13 protein-coding genes are annotated in these 17,261 nt (G+C 73.3%); 1 reads left to right on the top strand and 12 read right to left on the bottom strand.

Annotation, left to right across the window (positions count from 1 at the left end; genetic code table 11):
• Positions 1-279: 279 nt before the first annotated feature.
• The 4 genes from ACFC1X_RS22405 to ACFC1X_RS22390 all read right to left on the bottom strand — a co-directional run bounded on the left by ACFC1X_RS22405 (position 280) and on the right by ACFC1X_RS22390 (position 3,083).
• Entirely contained in the window at positions 280-564 is a 285-nt protein-coding gene (locus tag ACFC1X_RS22405; protein ID WP_376356222.1) for a class I SAM-dependent methyltransferase, read from the bottom strand.
• 10 nt (positions 565-574) lie between these two features.
• On the bottom strand, positions 575-1,513 hold the full coding sequence (locus ACFC1X_RS22400; RefSeq protein WP_376356220.1) for an ADP-ribosylglycohydrolase family protein: 939 nt from the start codon (positions 1,511-1,513) through the stop codon (positions 575-577).
• A gap of 13 nt (positions 1,514-1,526) precedes the next feature.
• Entirely contained in the window at positions 1,527-2,507 is a 981-nt protein-coding gene (gene galE, locus ACFC1X_RS22395) for a UDP-glucose 4-epimerase GalE (protein WP_376356218.1), read from the bottom strand.
• A gap of 105 nt (positions 2,508-2,612) precedes the next feature.
• Positions 2,613-3,083: a MarR family winged helix-turn-helix transcriptional regulator gene (locus tag ACFC1X_RS22390; RefSeq protein WP_376356216.1), complete on the bottom strand. Its 471-nt coding sequence runs from the start codon at positions 3,081-3,083 to the stop codon at positions 2,613-2,615.
• Between the two features lie 138 nt (positions 3,084-3,221).
• Between ACFC1X_RS22390 and ACFC1X_RS22385 the strand changes: the two genes are divergently transcribed.
• Positions 3,222-3,635, top strand: a complete 414-nt coding sequence (locus ACFC1X_RS22385; RefSeq protein ID WP_376356214.1) for an organic hydroperoxide resistance protein — start codon at positions 3,222-3,224, stop codon at positions 3,633-3,635.
• 20 nt (positions 3,636-3,655) lie between these two features.
• On the opposite strand, the gene ACFC1X_RS22380 is transcribed toward ACFC1X_RS22385, so the two are convergent.
• The 8 genes from ACFC1X_RS22380 to ACFC1X_RS22345 form a co-directional block, all read right to left on the bottom strand.
• Positions 3,656-5,209, bottom strand: a complete 1,554-nt coding sequence (locus ACFC1X_RS22380) for a hypothetical protein (protein ID WP_376356212.1) — start codon at positions 5,207-5,209, stop codon at positions 3,656-3,658.
• Between the two features lie 92 nt (positions 5,210-5,301).
• The gene (locus ACFC1X_RS22375) at positions 5,302-6,579 is read right to left on the bottom strand and encodes a hypothetical protein (RefSeq protein WP_376356210.1); all 1,278 of its coding nucleotides are present in this window, start codon (positions 6,577-6,579) and stop codon (positions 5,302-5,304) included.
• Positions 6,576-8,810, bottom strand: coding sequence for a CDP-glycerol glycerophosphotransferase family protein (locus tag ACFC1X_RS22370; protein WP_376356208.1), 2,235 nt, complete (start codon positions 8,808-8,810; stop codon positions 6,576-6,578). The genes ACFC1X_RS22375 and ACFC1X_RS22370 overlap by 4 nt, the downstream gene beginning before the upstream one ends.
• Before the next feature lie 7 nt (positions 8,811-8,817).
• Positions 8,818-11,025, bottom strand: coding sequence for a CDP-glycerol glycerophosphotransferase family protein (locus ACFC1X_RS22365; RefSeq protein WP_376356206.1), 2,208 nt, complete (start codon positions 11,023-11,025; stop codon positions 8,818-8,820).
• A 91-nt stretch (positions 11,026-11,116) separates the two neighbouring features.
• On the bottom strand, positions 11,117-13,369 hold the full coding sequence (locus ACFC1X_RS22360; RefSeq protein ID WP_376356204.1) for a CDP-glycerol glycerophosphotransferase family protein: 2,253 nt from the start codon (positions 13,367-13,369) through the stop codon (positions 11,117-11,119).
• 187 nt (positions 13,370-13,556) lie between these two features.
• Positions 13,557-14,417, bottom strand: coding sequence for a carbohydrate ABC transporter permease (locus ACFC1X_RS22355; protein ID WP_376356202.1), 861 nt, complete (start codon positions 14,415-14,417; stop codon positions 13,557-13,559).
• On the bottom strand, positions 14,414-15,760 hold the full coding sequence (locus ACFC1X_RS22350; protein WP_376356200.1) for a carbohydrate ABC transporter permease: 1,347 nt from the start codon (positions 15,758-15,760) through the stop codon (positions 14,414-14,416). Before ACFC1X_RS22350 ends, ACFC1X_RS22355 begins: the two co-directional genes overlap by 4 nt.
• A 3-nt stretch (positions 15,761-15,763) precedes the next feature.
• On the bottom strand, positions 15,764-17,161 hold the full coding sequence (locus tag ACFC1X_RS22345; protein WP_376356198.1) for an ABC transporter substrate-binding protein: 1,398 nt from the start codon (positions 17,159-17,161) through the stop codon (positions 15,764-15,766).
• Positions 17,162-17,261: the final 100 nt, after the last annotated feature.

The raw sequence follows: 17,261 nt of genomic DNA, 5'->3' as shown, positions 1-17,261 counted from the left end.
ACCAACGGCACCGACCGGGGCAAGTTCCGCCTGGTGAGGTCTTCTTCGACGGATTCGATCCGGAAGCCGTGCCGTGTGAGCGTGGTGAAGTACGTGGACAGCCTTCGGTGGTGGTTGCCTGCCCGACGCCGCACCTTCTGAGTTCTTGGAACGCCAGAAGCCCTCGGTGACGTAATCGCCGACGACTCTGCGCAGGACCCCGTTTCCGGTATCCGTCCAAGTGGCGTGTGGCGCCTCGAAAACAGGGATGCGGAATGTGGTGACCGTGGTGAGTGTGCATCAGTCGTCGACGGAGAAGCGAGCCCCGCTCGGTCGGCGACTCTCGGCAGCCCGCGCGTTCTCGATCATTCGCGGCGAGGGGTCGATTCCGACCACCGAAGCCCCGCGGGCGGCCACAGCGCGGGCGATGAACCCCTCGCCGCACCCGAGGTCGAGGACGCGCTGACCCGCGAGTTGTTCGGGCGCACGGGCGAGAAGGCTGTCGCGAGCGAAGTCGTGCATGGGGGAGCCGGATCGCAACAGCTCCGCGTACCAGTCGGCGATGGTGTCCCACGATTCGTTCATCTCCCGCCCTTCAGCCGCACAACTTTCGCGCCAACTCGGCCAGTTCCGCCGCGTGGAGCACCGTGCCGTCAAACCCCGGCAGGGGTACGTGCAGAGCCTCCGTCCAGCGTGGCGGGACGGCGCCGATTCCGTACACGGCCCCGGCCAGTGCGCCGGTCACGGCGGCCACCGTGTCCGTGTCGCCGCCCAGATCGATGGCGGCGCGTACCGCGTTCTCGTACGAGGAGGTCGTCCGCAGGGCCCAGACCGCGGAGCCGAGGCAGGGCCAGACGGCGCCGTTGAACTCGGTCGCCAAGTCGGGGTGCCAGTCGGAGGCGAGGACGGTTGCGTAGCGCGCGCGGTGGTCGGGGTGGACGGCGCGCAGGGTGGCGGGCAGTGCGGGGAGTGGGTCGTCCCCGGTCAGGGCGATCCGGATCAGCTCGTGGAGGACCGCCGTGCCCTCCCACGCCGCCTGGTCTCCGTGCGTGAGCGCGGCGAGGCGGCGGGCAGCCTCCATGGTGGCGTCGCGGCCGTGCGATGCGAAGTGGACGGCTGACGGGGCGGCCCGCATCAGCGCGCCGTTACCCGCGCCCCGCCCGTTGACCTGGAAGTGGAGTGCGGCGGCGGTGTCCCAGGGGTCGCCGGAGGTCAGTACGGCCTCGGTCTGGAGGCCGATGTCCTTCGGGTCGGCGGCGGCCCAGCGTCGGAAACGCCCGAAGACGTCCGGCAGGTCGAGCCCGCCGCGCCCCAGCAGGGACTCGGCGATCAGGACCGCCATCTGCGTGTCGTCCGTCGCCTCGCCCGGGTCCCAGCCGCCACCCCCGCACATCTCGCCGCCGTGCCCGGGGCCGGGGAAGCGCTCGGAGAAGGCGCCCCCCGGGCCGAACTCGAAGGGGGCGCCCAACGCGTCACCCACCGCCGACCCGATGACGGTGCCGAGGGCGCGTTCGAGGCGGGAAGGGCTGCCCATGCGCGTCGGCGTCCTAGTCCCGCCCCGCCTCCGGATGCAGCCGTACCCAGCCCGACCACGCCGACGTGATCATTTCCTCGACGTCGTACTTGGCCTTCCAGTCCAGTTCGACGGCGGCGCGGTCGGCCGAGGCGACGACGCGGGCCGGGTCGCCGGGGCGGCGGGGGGTGACCGTCGGCGGGTGGTCGTAGCCGGTGAGGGCGTTGATGTGGTCGATCATCTCGCGGACGGAGACGCCCTCGCCCCGGCCGATGTTGAGGGTGAGGGTGCGGCCCGGCGAGGACTGGAGGGCGCGGGCCGCGGCGACGTGGGCCTCGGCCAGGTCGACGACGTGGATGTAGTCGCGGACGCAGGTGCCGTCCGGTGTCGCGTAGTCGTCGCCGAAGACGCGCGGGGCGGCGCCCTCGGTCAGCTTCTCGAAGACCATCGGGACGAGGTTGTAGACACCGGTGTCGGCCAGCTCGGGGCTCGCCGCGCCCGCGACGTTGAAGTAGCGGAGAGAGGCGGTGGCCAGGCCGGTCGCCCGGCCGGTGGCGCGGACCAGCCACTCGCCGGCCAGCTTGGTCTCGCCGTACGGCGACATGGGCGCGCACGGCGTCTCCTCCGTCACCAGGTCGACGTCCGGCATGCCGTACACGGCGGCGGAGGAGGAGAAGACGAAGGACGGGACCTCGGCCGCCGTGACCGCGTCCAGCAGGACGCGCAGGCCCTCGACGTTCTCCCGGTAGTAGTGCAGCGGCAGGTCCACCGACTCGCCGACCTGCTTCTTCGCGGCCAGGTGCACGACGCCGGTGACGGAGTGGTCGGCGAGGGCGCGGGCGATCCGTTCGCCGTCCAGGACCGAGCCCACCACCAGGGGGACGCCGTCGGGCACGCGGTCGGCGATGCCGGTGGACAGGTCGTCGTACACCACCGCCTTCTCGCCCGCCTCGGTCATCGCCCGTACGACGTGCGCCCCGATGTATCCGGCGCCGCCGGTGATCAGCCAGGTCATGTGCGGCCGTCCCCTCGTGAGTGGTCCTGGGTGGACAGTGGTCGTCCTGAGTGTCCTGAGTGGACATGATCCTTCATCCCGGCGCCCCGCGGGCGCCCGCACCCCTCAGGACGCTGCCGGGGCCGGATCGGTGCCATACCCGTCCAGGGCGGAGGTGAGCCGGTCGAGGCGGTCGCGCAGGTCCTGGACCTCGGTCACGTCCAGCCCCGTCGCCGCGGCGATCCGGCGCGGCACCTCGGCGGCCCGCTCGCGCAGCGCGACGCCCTCCCCGGTCAGCCGCACCTCCACCGACCGCTCGTCGCGCGCGCTGCGCTCCCGCCGGACCAGACCGGCCGCCTCCAGCCGCTTGAGCAGCGGTGAGAGCGTGCCGGAGTCGAGGCGGAGGTGCTCGCCGAGCTTCTTCACGGGCAGTTCGCCGTGCTCCCACAGCACCAGCAGCACCAGGTACTGCGGGTAGGTGAGCCCCAGGTCCTTGAGGACCACGCGGTAGACGCCGCCGAAGGCGCGGGACGCGGCGTTCAGGGAGAAGCAGATCTGCTGGTCCAGGCGGAGCCAGTCGGTCGCGGGCGTGGTCATGGGATCCAGGGTAGCCGACCAGGCGTCATTTAGTTGTGTGCAATTAAGTTGCGCGCTTTCAAGTTGCGTGCTCTACTTGTGGATGTCGGAAGTCGCCACCACGTGCGACACACCCCCACTGAGAGGGACGGGTTTCCCATGGACGCGCTCTACACCGCCGCCGCCACCGCCACCCACGGCCGCGAAGGCCGCGCCGTCAGCTCCGACGGCAAGCTCGACCTCGCGCTCGGCGCCCCCGTCGAGATGGGCGGCGACGGCAAGGGCACCAACCCCGAGCAGCTGTTCGCCGTCGGGTACGCCGCCTGCTTCGGCAGCGCCCTCGGCGTCGTCGGCCGGCGGGCGAAGGTCGACGTCAGCGAGGCCGCGGTGACCGCCGAGGTCGGCATCGGCAAGCAGGGCGAGGGCTTCGCGCTCGCCGTCACGCTGCGCGTCGAGCTGCCCGAGGGCCTCGACCAGGAGACCGGCCGCAAGCTGGTCGAGCAGGCCCACCAGGTCTGCCCCTACTCCAACGCCACCCGGGGCAACATCCCGGTCGAGCTGGTCGTCGAGTAGTCCGGCCGGCGGTACGCCGTTCACCCGACCCGCGCCAGGACCTCGCCGGTGCGCCCGCTCCACGCCACCACGACCGCCTCCTCGGGCACCGGGTGCCAGCGGGTCAGCAGCAGCCAGCGGACGTCGTACCGGCGGACGACGGTGGCGCGCTCGGCGCGGGTCGAACCGGGCGCGAGGTACGCCCGGACGTCGGCCACCCGCCGCCCGCGCTCCCGTTCGTCCAGCGCCGGGTCCGGCCAGGCGGGGGCCGCGAGGTTGGGCCCGTACCCGGCGATGGCGTGCCCGGCGTAGTAGCCGTCGGTGATCACGACCTCGCCGGGGCCGATGTGCCGGGCCGCCCACGCGTACTCCGGCCAGTCGGGCGGCTGCTCGAAGCCGACCGGGTCCAGCGCCCGCGGCACCACCGCCCCCGCGTGGACGGTGAGGAACCCCAGCGCGGCACCCGCGGCCGCCACCCCGCCCAGCGCCCTGCGCCACCGCGCCCACGGCCGGGGTGCCGCCAGCTCCACCGCCAGCGCGAACTGCGCCGGCACCAGCGAGAGCCCGAGGATCCGGCCGTAGGTGTAGTGCCCGCTGCACCAGCCGTACGCCACCACCGCGCAGTCCAGCGCGAACATCAGCACCAGCGGGTCCCGGGCCGAGCGGCGCCCGCGCGCCCACAGCGCCGGCAGGCCGAGCAGCCCCAGCCAGAACTCCCCGGGCAGGTCCAGGTACAGCACCCGGTGCATCGCGTCCACGCTGTCGTCGCCCGCCAGCGCGAACACGTCGAAGTACGGCCACGGCGCCGCCGACGCCACCGCCATCGCGCCCGTCAGCGCCCAGCGCCCCACGACCGGGCCGCGCCATCCGTGCTGCCACCCGGCCACCAGCGCCACCGCGCCCAGCGCCGCCGCCACCGAGGTGATCGGGTGGATCAGGAGGACCAGCCCGTACAGGGCGCCGAGCCCCGCGTACCCGGGCAGGCCGCGCAGCCCGCTCGGCCCCACGTACCGCACCCGGCGCGTGTCCCGCGCCCGCGCCCCGGTCAGCGCCCAGGCCCAGAAGGTGAGCCCGATCGCGCACGTCGACGGGTAGCCGAGGTTGCCCGTCATCGACATCAGCCCGAGGTAGCCGCTCCACCAGGCCCGCTCGGTGCCCCACAGCAGCGTCATCGCGCCCAGCGCCAGGACCGGCGCCCACGGCCGCGGGCTCAGCACCCGTACGAACCGGTTCAGGCCGGTCAGCAGCACCAGCAGGTTCAGCGGCCCGGCGAGCCGCACCACCTCCCAGCCGCCCAGCCCGGTCAGCCGCGCGAACACGCCCTGGGCGACGGTGTACGGCGAGTAGTACGCGCTGCCCGCGCCGGGCAGGTCGGCCATCGGGTGCCGGGGGTCCAGGAGGTCGGCCTTCAGGCGCTCCACGACCGCCGCGTGCTGGCCCGCGTCGCAGCACAGCGGCACCGCCCAGTACGCCAGCGACATCACCAGGAGGAACAGGAAACCGGTGACCTGGTACGGGGTGGGGCGCCGGCCGCGGCCACCGCGCAGCGCCGTCGCGCCGCGTACCGGCCGCCGGACGAGGACGTCGGCGCTCACGAAGGGATCAGAGGGTGGGGCATTCGGGACATTTGGCGTATGTTCCCGGCGTGGTCACCGCCCTGAACCCAAGTCACCTCAACGGGTGACGCTCAGCCGACCGCCCGGACCGGGTCGGCCGGCCCCTGCGCGGGCAGCGGCATCCTGCCACCCCGCACCACGGGCTCCAGCAGCAGCGGGATGCCCACCACGGGCAGCAGCCAGGCCAGCACGATCAGCCGCTCGCCCCAGATGTTGATGTCCGGATGCGCGGCCTGGGTGAGGATCCCGGTGCACGCCGCCGCGACCAGGAACCCGCCGACCGCGCCCCCGCGCCGCAGCGCGCCCCACGCCCCGGCGGCCAGGGCCGCGACGAACAGCGGCTGCCACGCCTGCCGGCGCAGCCACTCCACCCAGAAGTTGCCCTGCAGCTGCCAGAACTCCGGCCACGGACGCTCCCGGTCGGGCCGCGCGAAGTGGTCCGTGAGCAGATCCTGGACGCTGTCCGACACCGACGGGTAGTGCAGCAGCCGCGCCAGCACCAGCGTGCCGACGGCCCCGGCCAGCCCCACCGCCGCGAGCGCGAGCACGTCCCGGGGCGACCGGCCGCCCCGCCGGCGGCGCAACGCGATCAGCGCGCCCGCCGCCGCCAGGCACACCCCGAGGAACAGCGACTGGGAGTGCTTGACCGTGAACAGCGCCGCCAGCGACCCGGCCACCAGGGCGAGCCCCGCCCGCGTCCGTCCCGCCCGCAGCATCAGCGCGCAGCCCCAGACCGCCGCCAGGGTCAGCGCCATCAGCAGCCCCTCGGTCATCGGGCGCATCGCGGTCGTCCCGCACGGCAGCGCGTAGTACAGCGCCTGCCCGCCCAGCGCGAGCGGCACCGGCACCGACAGCGTGCGCAGGATCAGGAAGGCCAGCACCCCGCCCGCGCACGCGATGACGACGCCCGCCGCCCACAGGCCCCAGGTCACCCCGAAGACCGCCACGAACGGCACCAGGAGCAGCGGGTAGCCGGGCCGCACCTCGAAGATCCGCATGAAGCGGTCCGGCATGTACGGCAGGGTGTGCCCGCCGGTCCGGCCCGCCGCCAGCTGCGGCTCCACCACCCGCCACTCCTGATCCCGGCACTCGGCCGCCACCTGGTCGGTGGGGTCGGGCCGGTGGAAGCGGACCACGTGCACGCTCTGGTCCCGGCGGGCCCGCTCGGCCCGGCTCGCGCACACGTAGTCGATCGTGGCCGCCGCCACCCCGCGCTTGCCCTCACCGCTGAGACTCAGCGTGTACGCCAGGTAGTTCTTGGTGTCGGGGGTGTCCCGGCCGGTGATGTTCGCCAGTTGCAGCGCGGCGAACACGGCGGCCAGGACCAATACCCACAGACGCGGTCTCACGAGGAGGCGAGCAGGTCGTGTCCGGCGGCGACCGAGCGGGCGCCGGGGACGCCGGACGGCTCCGGACCGGGCATCGGCTCGCCCAGCAGCAGCGTCCGCACCACCCGCTCGGCGGCCCGGCCGTCCTCGTACTCGCAGTACCGGGCCCGGAACGCCGACCGCAGCCGCGCCGCCTCCTCGTCCCGCCATGCCCCGGACGCCAGCAGCCAGGCCAGCTCCCGGTACGAGCGCGACACGTGCCCCGGTGCCTCCTCGGTGATGTCGAAGTAGGCGCCGCGGCTCGCCTCGTACGCGCGCCAGTCGTCGGCGTGGATCACGATCGGCCGGTCCAGCAGGGCGTAGTCGAACAGCAGGGCGGAGTAGTCGGTGATCAGCAGGTCGGAGGCGAGCATCAGCTCCTCCACGTGCGGTTCGTCCGTCGCGTCGACCAGGACGCCCCGCCGGTGCAGCTCCGACAGGCCCAGGCCGCGGGCCGGTCCGGTGGCCAGCGACGGGTGCAGCCGGACCACGAGGGTGTGGCCCTCGCCGAGGTCGGCGGCGAGCCGGGCCGGGTCGAGGCGGTCGACGAGTCCGCCCCGCCGGTACTCCCGCCGGGTCGGCGCGTAGAGCACCACGGTGTGGCCGTCGGGGACGCCCAGCCGCTCACGGACCCGGCGGCCGTCGTCCGGACCGGCGTTCACCAGCACGTCGTTGCGGGGGCTGCCGCTGGGCACGGACGTGAAGTGGCACGGGTACGCCCGCTCCCACACCCGCTCCGCGTACCGCCCGGCGACCAGGCTGTAGTCCCAGCGGTCGGCCCGGCGCAGCATCTGCGGCACGTCCAGGCCGTGCCGGGCACCGGGCCTGCCCAGCAGGTCGACGCCCATGTACTTGAGCGGGGTGCCCTGGTGGGTGTGGATGTGGACGCTGCCCGGGCGCTTGGCCACGGCACCGGGCCAGTTGACGTTGTTGACGAAGAACGTCGCCCGCTCGGTCACCCGCCGGTAGCCGGCGCTGCCCAGGACCACGTGCTCGGTGTCCGGCGGCAGCAGCGCGGCCGTCTCCTCGTCGCGCACCACCCACACCCCGCGCAGGTGCGGGGCGAGTTCACGCGCCTTGCCGTGGATCGCCGCGGGGTCGCCCAGCACGCCCCGGTGGGAGAACGCCGAGTACACCGCGAGGTCCGGGTCCAGCGGACGGCGCGCGCGCACCGCGCTGCCGGCCCCGCGCAGCCGCCCGGCGACCACGCCCCCCGCCTGCCGCGCCCGGCGCTCCAGCTCCCGGGCCGCCTGCCCGGAGCGCCGCCGCAGCCGGTAGGCCGGGTAGCCGAGGGCGCCGCCCGCCAGCACCCGCAGCTCGGCCGGGACCTCGGCGCCCTCGGGCCGGTACGCGCGGAACATCTCGGCGGTGCGGCGGAAGAACTCGGCCTTGTCGGACGGCGGCAGCCGGTCCGGCTTGGACAGGATGTCCAGGCAGTGCTCGCCCATCTTGGCGTGCAGGAACGGCCGCCAGCGGGCCAGTTCCGGACGGGCTTCCAGGAAGGCGAAGACCCGCTCGTACTGCGCGTGCACGTCGAAGTGCTTGCGGCTGGTGGTGGACAGGATGTTGCCCTGCCGCCGCTGCCGGTAGTTCAGGCAGATGCGGTCCAGCGTGGCGATCCGCTCCGCGCTGAACATCACCGGGAACGTCCAGGGCGTGTCCTCGTAGTAGCCGGGCGGGAAGGTGAAGCCCTCGCGCTCGACGAAGTCGCGCCGGTAGACCTTGTTCCACACCACCATCAGCAGGTCGAGGATCTCGGGGTGGCCGGCGGCCGTGAACGTGTCCTCGCCGGCCTCCGCCAGCACCCGGGCCAGGGCGTTGCGCCGGGTGCCGCCCCACCAGTAGGTGCGCGCGTAGTCGAAGACCAGAACGTCCGGGTCGTCCGTCTCCGCGAGCCGGTCGGCCATGGCGCGCAGTGCGCCCGGGGTGAGGGTGTCGTCGCTGTCGAGGAAGAAGAGGTAGTCGCCGGTGGCGTGCGGCAGCCCGGCGTTGCGGGCCCGGCCGAGGCCGACGTTCTCCTCCAGGTGCAGCACGCGCAGCCGGTCGTCGCGGGCGGCGTACTCGTCCAGGATCGCGCCCGAGCCGTCGGGCGAGCAGTCGTCGACGGCGACGACCTCGATGTCCCGGAAGGACTGGTCCAGGACCGAGTCGAGGCACTCGCGCAGGAAGCCCTGCACCTTGAAGCAGGGAAGGATGACGCTGAAGCGGGGCACGGCGGGGTCAGCTCCTTACGAGGGTGGCGGCGGCGGGGGCCGGGACGCGCTCCGCGAGCGGGGTCACGGGCGGCAGCGCCTCGGGCGGCTCGCCGAGCAGCACCCTGCGCACCACCCGCTCGGCGGCCCGGCCGTCGTCGAACTCGCAGAACCGCCCCCGGAAGGCCGCCCGCAGCGCCGCCGACTCCGGGCCCGCGTACGAGCCGTCGCCGAAGACGCGGGCCAGCTCCTCCGGCGTCCGCGCCACCGGTCCGGGCGGCGCCGCCATCAGGTCGAAGTAGACGCCCCGGGTCTCCCGGTAGACGTCCCAGTCGTCGGCGTACACGACGATCGGCCGGTCCAGGTTGGCGTAGTCGAACATGATCGACGAGTAGTCGGTGACCAGCGCGTCCGCGGCCAGGCACACGTCCTCCGAGGAGCGGTGCGCGGTGACGTCGATGACCCGGCCGCTGCCCTCGCGGCCGCCCCGGTCGTAGAAGTAGTGGGCGCGCAGCAGCACCACCACGTCCTCGCCGGCCGCCTCGCAGAACGCCTCCAGATCCAGGCCGCCCGCGCCGAAGCCGCTCTCGTAGTCCCGGTGCGTGGGCGCGTACAGGACCGCCGTCGCCCCTTCCGGGACGCCCAGTTCGCGGCGGACGCGGGCCACGTCCTCGGCGGTCGCCGTGCAGAAGACGTCGTTGCGCGGATAGCCGTACTCCAGGTGCTCGTACGAGCCCGGGAAGGCGCGCTCCCACATCTGGGTGGAGTGCCGGTTGGCGGACACGTTGTAGTCCCAGCGGTCCACGCGGCCCAGCAGCCTGGTGAAACTGCCGCTGGCCGCGGCCACTACCGGGTACGTCGACTGGTCCACGCCCATCGTCTTCAGCGGGGTGCCGTGCTGCGTCTGCACGTGCACGCTGCCGGGGCGCTTGACCACGCCCTCGGCGAAGTTGGCGTTGTTCACCAGGTACTTGGCGCGGGCCAGCACCTCCCAGTACCGCCGGCCGCCGATGACCGCGTGGTCGACGCCCTCCGGCACGGTGTGCGCCTGGTCCGGCTCGACCAGGAACACCGACCTGAGGTGCGGGGCGAGTTCGCGGGCCTTGGCGTGGATCGCGGCCGGACTGCAGGCGTAGCCGCGGCCCCAGTAGGCGCAGTACACGACGAGGTTCGGATCCAGCGGGCGGCGCAGGTGGCGCCGGTACAGCAGCCGGGTGCGCAGCCCCCGCGGCCACGGCAGGCGGCGCAGCGCCCCGGTGAGTGCCCGGTTGGTGGCGCGCAGGGCGCGGAAACCGGCGTACGACCCCGACGCGAGCAGCCGGTGCTGGACGCCGAGCCGGCCGCCCGGCGGGCGGAAACCGGCGGGGCGGTGGCGGCGGTAGAGGCGGCTCGCCCGCCGGAAGAAGACCCGGCGCTCCCGGCGCGTCAGCCGCCGCGGATGCGTCGCCGTCTTCAGGATCGCGGCGAACAGGTGCTCGAAGAGCGGTCCGCGGCGCGCGTCCGGCAGCCCCCGCTCGGCGGCGTGCGTGAGCGCCAGTTCGGCCTGGTCGAGGAGGTCCGCGTGGTGCGCGCCGGGCAGGTTCAGCCGGTTGCCCTGCCGCCGCACCAGATGCCGGACGACCACCGAGCGCAGCACCGCCACGCGTTCGGCGCGTGCCGCGACCAGGGCGCCGAAGCCGACGTCCGTGAAGTGCCCGTCGGGGAAGGCCAGCCGGCGCTCGGTGAGGAACGTGCGGCGGTGGACGGCGCTCCACGCGGGCAGCCGCACGCCGGTCAGATCGGGGGCGCGGTCGGGACTGAAGGCGCCGTCCGGGGTCCTCGCCAGCAGCGGGGCGGCCGGGTTGGTGGCCTCGCCCTCCCACCAGGGCACCCGCTCGTACTCGAAATACAGCACGTCGACGCCGCCGGTGTCCGCCAGCCGCGCCTCCAGCGCCGCCAGCGCGCCCGGCACGAGGACGTCGTCGCCGTCGAGGAACAGCAGGTACGCCCCGGTCGCCGCCCGCATCCCGGCGTTGCGCGCCCCGGCCAGCCCGGCCGACGGCGGCGCGTGCACGGGCGTCACCCGCGAGTCCCGTCCGGCGTGCTCCTCGGCGACGTCCGCCGCGACGGTGTCCGGGGCGTCGCAGACCGGGATCAGCTCGAAGTCGCCGAAGGACTGGGCGAGCACCGAGTCCAGTGCCTGGGAGAGCCGCCCCGCGACCCCATGGGACGGGACGATGATGCTGAAGCGGGGCATGCTGCTCTTTCTCTCGTTGTGCTGGTCCGGCGGGAGCCCTGCGCCGGCCGCGAGCCGCGGGACACCCGGGCTCCCGAGGGACAAACGGCGCTCAGAGGCTGTCGGTGACGGTGCGCGGGCCGGCGGGTTGCGGCACCGTGGCCAGTGGGGTGCGGGCGACCGCCGCCGCGGGCGGCCGGCGGGCGCCGAGCGGCACGACCGGGGGCAGCCGGGTCTGGCCGAGCACCACCCGGCGCACCACGCGTTCGGCGGCCCGGCCGTCGTCGTACGGGCAGAACCGCTCGCGGAACTCGGCCCGCAGCCGGGTGGACCGGGCGCCGTGCCAGTCGCCGCCGGCGAAGACGCCGATCAGCTCGTCCTCGTCCCGCGCGATCGGCCCCGGCGGGACGGAGCGCAGGTCGACGTAGGTGCCGCGGGCCGCCTCGAACGCCTCCGGCTCGTCGGCGTGGAGCACGATCGGCCGGTCCAGGCCCGCGTAGTCGAACATCAGGGACGCGTAGTCGGTGACGAGGGCGTCCGAGGCCAGGCACAGCGACTCCACGCTCGGGTGGCCGCTCACGTCCAGGACCCGGCCGACGGGCGCGGCCGGCCGGTCGTCGTGGCCCGGGTGGGCGCGGGCCAGCACCATGAAGCGGGGGCCGAGGCGGCGTACGACGCGCTCCAGGTCCAGGGCGGAGCGCTGGGTGCGGCGGTAGTCGCGGTGGGCGGGCGCGTACAGGATGGCCACGGTGCCCTCGGGGATGCCGAGGATCTCGCGGAGCCGGGCCACGTCCGCGGGGGTCGCCCGCTGGAGGGCGTCGGTGCGGGGCTGGCCGTACTCCAGGGTGGCGTAGCCGCCGGGGTGGACGCGTTCCCAGGTGAGGGTGGAGTGGGGGTTGGCGGAGACCACGTAGTCCCAGGAGTCGACCTCGCGCAGTATCCGGGCGAAGTCGGTGGTGCCCGCGGCGGCCGGCCGCTCCTGGAGGTCCAGGCCCATGTGCGCGAGCGGCGTCCCGGCCTGCGTCTGGACCAGTACCTGGCCCCGGCGCTTGACCAGGCCGGTGTCGAAGGCGGAGTTGTGCACCAGGTACCGGGAGCGGGCCAGGGCCGTCCAGTAGGCGGCCGTGCCGGGAGTGAGGCGCCGGGTCGCGGGCGGGACCGTGTGGTGGTGCGCGGGGTCGGCGGCCCACGCCGTGCGCACGTGCGGGGCGAAGCGGCGGAACGCCTCCTCCAGCGCGCCCGGGTTGCAGCCGTGGCCCCGGCCGCCGTCGACGGCGAAGAGGGCGCGGTCGGCGCACAGCGGGAGGAGACGCTGGCCCCGGTAGTGCAGGCGCAGGGCGCCGGTCCGGGCGGCCCGCAGCAGTCCGGCGGCGGCCCTCGCGGTCCGTCGGCGCAGGGCGGACGCCAGCCGCAGGGTCTCCCAGGTGCGGCGCAGGCCCAGCCGGAGCAGGGCGTGGCGCATCCGGACCGGCGCCGGGACGGGGGCACCGGCGACCCGGTAGCGGCGGCAGTGGACCCGCGCCCGGCGCAGGAACTCGGCGCGCAGGGAGCGCGGGAGGCGGTCGGGTCGGGTGAACACGGTCGCCAGGTGGTCGCACATGCGGCGGTACAGCACCGGCCGCCAGCGGTCGTGCTCCGGGTGGGACTCCAGGAACGCGAAGACCCGGTCGTACTGCGCGAAGACGTCCAGGTGGCGTTCGCTCGGTGTGCCCAGGATGCTGCCCCGGCGGCGCTGCCGGTAGTGGACGCAGACCCGGTCCAGGGTGGCGACGGACTCCGCGGTCAGGAGGACCGGGTACGTCCACGGGGTGTCCTCGTAGTAGCCGGGCGGGAAGGTGAGGCCCTCGCGCTCGGCGAACTCCCGCCGCACCGTCTTGTTCCAGGCCACCATCAGCAGCCGCAGCAGCCCCGGCCGGTCGGCCAGCCGGAACGGCGCCGGTCCCCGCTCGGTGAGGTGTTCGGCCGCCTGGCTGCGGACGGTCTCGCCGGTCCAGTACGTCCGGGCGTAGTCGTAGACCAGTACGTCCGGGTCGCCGGTCTCCTTCACACGGTCGGCGACGGCCCGCAGCGCGTCCGGGGCGAGGGTGTCGTCGCCGTCGAGGAAGACCAGGTAGTCGCCGGTGGCCCGCTCCATGCCGGCGTTGCGGGCGGGGCCGAGGCCCTGGTTCTGCGGCAGGTGCACGGCGCGTACGCGCGGGTCGCGGTCCGCGAACTCGTCGGCGATCGCACCGCACGCGTCCGGCGACCGGTCGTCGACGACGATCACCTCGAAGTCCGGGTACGACTGGGACAGCACCGACTCCAGGCACGCGTGCAGATACGCCTGGACCTGGTACGCGGGCACGATGACACTGAACCTGGGCACGGGAACATCCATGGGTCGGCTGGGTCGGCGGGGTCGGCGCGGGCGTTCGCGCCGGGAACGGCCAATGGAGTGACTTGGTTACGGGTCGTTGCGGCATTCGGGGGATCCGCGCCCAGTCCGGTGCCCCGTACGGATGAGGGGGCGGACCGGTGTCCGGCCCGCCCCCTCAAGGGTGTTGTCGCGGCGGCTACTTGACGGCGCCCGCCATCACGCCGGAGACGAACTGCCGCTGGAACGCGAAGAACACGGCCAGCGGGATCACCATGGAGATGAACGCCCCCGGCGCCAGCACGTCGATGTTGTTGCCGAACTGCCGTACCTGCGTCTGCAGCGCGACCGTGATCGGCTGGCTCCCGGAGTCCGAGAAGATCAGCGCGACCAGCATGTCGTTCCACACCCACAGGAACTGGAAGATGCCGAGGCTCGCGATCGCGGGCCCGCCGAGCGGCATCACGACCCGCACGAACAGCCGCAGTTCACCGGCGCCGTCCAGCCGGGCCGCCTCCAGCAGCTCCCGGGGGATCTCCGCGAAGAAGTTCCGCAGCAGGAACACCGCGAAGGGCAGGCCGAAGCCGACGTGGAAGAGGACCACGCCGACGATCGACCCGAACAGGCCGATCTTGCCGAAGAGTTCGGCGATCGGGATCAGCGCCACCTGCACGGGGACGACCAGCAGCCCGACCACGGCCAGGAACCACCAGTCGCGGCCCGGGAACTCCATCCACGCGAAGGCGTACCCGGCCAGCGACCCGATGACCACGACCAGGACCGTCGCCGGGACCGTGATCAGCACGGTGTTGAACAGGGAGGACGTGATGTCCCCGTTCTTCAGCAGCTCCTCGTAGCTCTGGAAGGTGAGCTGGGACGGCTTGGTGAAGACCTCCCACCAGCCGCTCGCCGCCATGTCCCGCGGGGTGCGCAGCGAGGAGAGCAGCAGGCCGATCGTCGGCACCAGCCAGAAGAGACCGACGACGATCAGGAAGACCCGGACCAGGCCGCCGCTGACGCCCTCGGCCAGCCGCGCCCCCAGGGAACGCTTCGCCGTCATCGCCGCACCTCCCGCCGCAGTCGCCGTACGTTGAACCACATCACCGGGATCACCAGGAGCAGCAGGAACACCGCGATGGCGCTGGCGATGCCCGGCTGGTCGGAGGCGAAGCCCTTGCGGTACAGCTCCAGGGCGAGCACGTTCGCGTCGTCCTGCGATGAGCCCGGGGCGATGATGAAGACCAGGTCGAACACCTTCAGCACGTTGATCATCAGGGTGACGACCACGACCGCGAGGACCGGCGCCAGCAGCGGCACCGTGACCCGTCTGAAGACCTGCCATTCGTTGGCGCCGTCGACCCGGGCGGCTTCGAGGAGTTCCCGGGGCATCCCGGCGAGACCCGCCGCGATCAGCACCATCGCGAAGCCCGCCCACATCCACACGTACGACCCGATGATGGCCGGGGTGACGAGGGAGGGGCCGAGCCAGTTGAGGCCGTTGTAGGGCTCCTTGAAGTTGTCGGCGGGGAGTCTGAGCAGCGCCCCGTCGGCCGCGGCGGGCAGCGTGAACGTGCCGTCGCCGGACGCCTTCGCCGACGCGACGACCTTGCCGTCCTTCACCGCCTCGATCGTCATCCCGGCGTAGCCCAGTTCGGCGGCGTCGACGCCGTTGAGCTTCCCGACGCCCTTGCCGCGGGTGAAGTCCTGCCAGGTGGTGCCGGTGATCTTCCCGTCCTCGGGTTCGGCGGGTACGGCCTTCTTCGCGCCGTCCGGCATCAGGTCGGGGGCGACGCCGACGAGGGGGAGGACGACGGGAGTGCCGGCGTCGACCGGCTGCTTGGTGACGAAGGCGCCGCCGCCGGCCGGTTCCAGCGGCGAATCACGGCCCGGGTGCGCCTTCGGGAACGCGGACGACTCGGCGAACGTGTCGTGCACGCCGACCCACACCGCGTTGGCGACGCCCTTGTCCGGGTCCTGGTCGTACACCAGGCGGAAGATGATCCCGGCCGCCAGCATCGAGATCGCCATCGGCATGAAGACGACCAGTTTGAACGCGGTGCCCCAGCGGATCCGTTCGGTCAGCACCGCGAAGATCAGGCCGAGCGCGGTGGCGACCGTCGGCGCGAACACCACCCAGATGACGTTGTTCTTCAGGGCGGTGCGGATGCCGTCGTCGGTGAACAGCGCCTGGTAGTTGTCGAATCCGGCGAAGGAGTCGCCGGACTGGTCGTAGAAGCTGCGGACCAGCGAGTACCCGATCGGGTAGACCACGAGCGCGCCGAGCAGCACCAGGGCGGGGAGCAGGAACAGGGCCGCCACGGTCCTGCGGGTGCCGGTCACGCTCCTGCGCGACTTGGGGGCGGCGGGGCCCGGTGAGGTCCCCGCCGCCGTGGCCGACGTCATCCGTCAGCTCCCGTAGGCGGCGGCCGCGTCCGCCTCCAGCCGCTTCTGGGCGCCCTCGACGTCCTTCGGGTTCTTCAGGAAGTCCTGGAGGGCCTTCCACTCGCCCTTGCCGGGCGTGCCGCCGAAGGCCTGCGGGGCCTGGTCCGACATGTCGAAGCGGAAGTCGTCGCCGGCCGCGACCAGCGCCTCGGCGATCTTCTTCTGCACGTCGTTCGGGTACGCCGACGCGTCGACGTTCTTGTTCGGCGAGAGGTAGCCGCCGAGCTTCGCCTGGATCGTCGCCGCGTCCGGCGAGGCCAGCCAGGTGGCCAGCGCCTGCGCCGCCTTCGAGTCCTCCAGGACCACGGCCGCGTCGCCGCCGGAGACCACCGGCGCGGTGTCGCCGACCGCCGGGAACGGGAACACCTTCGCGTCGGTGCCGACCTCCGCGTCCGTCTCGGCGATGTTGACCTGCACGAAGTCACCCTCGTAGACCATGCCCGCCTTCGGCTGGTCGCCGCCGGTGAAGGTCTGCGTCACCGAGGCCGGGAACTCCGTCTGCAGCGCGCCGGACGCGCCGCCCGCCACGTAGTCCTTCTTGCCCCAGATCTCGGCGAGGGTGGTCAGCGCCTCCTTGACGGACGGGTCCGTCCACTTGATCTCGTGCTTGGCCAGCTGGTCGTACTTCTCCGGGCCCGCCTGCGAGAGATAGACGTTCTCGAACCAGTCGGTGAGGGTCCAGCCGTCCGCGCCGCCGACGGAGAACGGCGTCACGCCCGAGTCGTAGATCGTCTGGGCGGCGGTGAGCAGCTCGTCCCAGGTCTTGGGCTCGGCGGCGCCCGCGTTCTCGAAGACCTGCGCGTTGTACCAGATCAGCGACTTGTTGGCGGCCTTGTAGTACACGCCGTACTGCTTGCCGCCGACCTTGCCTATCTCCTGCCAGCCCGGCGAGTAGTTCTCGCCCAGCTCCTTGGTGGCCTCCGCGCCGAGCGGTTTGGCCCAGCCCTTCTCGACGGCCTGCTTGATGGCGCCGGGCTGCGGGAGCATCGCCACGTCCGGCGGGGCGCCGCCCGCGATCTTCGAACCGAGGAAGTTGATGATCGGGTCCTGGGCGGGCACGAAGGTCACCTTGGCGCCGGTGCGCTTCTCGAACTCGGCGAGGACCTTCTTGAAGTTCTCCTGCTCCGCGCCGGTCCAGACGGCGGCGACCTCCAGACTCTCGCCGTCCAGCTTCGGGAGGGTGACGGTGGCGGCCGTGTCCTTGCCGCCGTCTCCCTGACTGCCCTTGTCACCATCGCCGTTGTCGTCGTCGCCGCCGCACGCGGTGAGCGAGAGCGCGAGCGCTCCCGCGGCGAGGGTGGCGGCGATCCGGGTGCTTCTGCCGAGGGTCCTGCGTGGCCCCATGGTGCTGCTCGTGCGCATCACTGCCCCGTTCTTCGTGCCTCGTCGAACGTTGAGCGCTCTTCCGTGCGCTCTGGTGTACGCCAGGGGGGTGAGGGCGGCAAGGGCGCGTCCGCGGTCA

The organism is Streptomyces sp. NPDC056128, from assembly GCF_042263835.1.
Taxonomy (GTDB): Bacteria; Actinomycetota; Actinomycetes; order Streptomycetales; family Streptomycetaceae; genus Streptomyces.
The sequence above is the reverse complement of the archived record's forward strand: the minus strand, read 5'-3'. Positions and strand labels throughout refer to the sequence as shown.

Coding starts and splice junctions, on each gene's coding strand:
- ACFC1X_RS22405 (WP_376356222.1), bottom strand. CDS start 564: ATGAACGAATCGTGGGACACCATCGCCGACTGGTACGCGGAGCTGTTG.
- ACFC1X_RS22400 (WP_376356220.1), bottom strand. CDS start 1,513: ATGGGCAGCCCTTCCCGCCTCGAACGCGCCCTCGGCACCGTCATCGGG.
- galE (WP_376356218.1), bottom strand. CDS start 2,507: ATGACCTGGCTGATCACCGGCGGCGCCGGATACATCGGGGCGCACGTC.
- ACFC1X_RS22390 (WP_376356216.1), bottom strand. CDS start 3,083: ATGACCACGCCCGCGACCGACTGGCTCCGCCTGGACCAGCAGATCTGC.
- ACFC1X_RS22385 (WP_376356214.1), top strand. CDS start 3,222: ATGGACGCGCTCTACACCGCCGCCGCCACCGCCACCCACGGCCGCGAA.
- ACFC1X_RS22365 (WP_376356206.1), bottom strand. CDS start 11,025: ATGCCCCGCTTCAGCATCATCGTCCCGTCCCATGGGGTCGCGGGGCGG.
- ACFC1X_RS22355 (WP_376356202.1), bottom strand. CDS start 14,417: ATGACGGCGAAGCGTTCCCTGGGGGCGCGGCTGGCCGAGGGCGTCAGC.
- ACFC1X_RS22350 (WP_376356200.1), bottom strand. CDS start 15,760: ATGACGTCGGCCACGGCGGCGGGGACCTCACCGGGCCCCGCCGCCCCC.
- ACFC1X_RS22345 (WP_376356198.1), bottom strand. CDS start 17,161: ATGCGCACGAGCAGCACCATGGGGCCACGCAGGACCCTCGGCAGAAGC.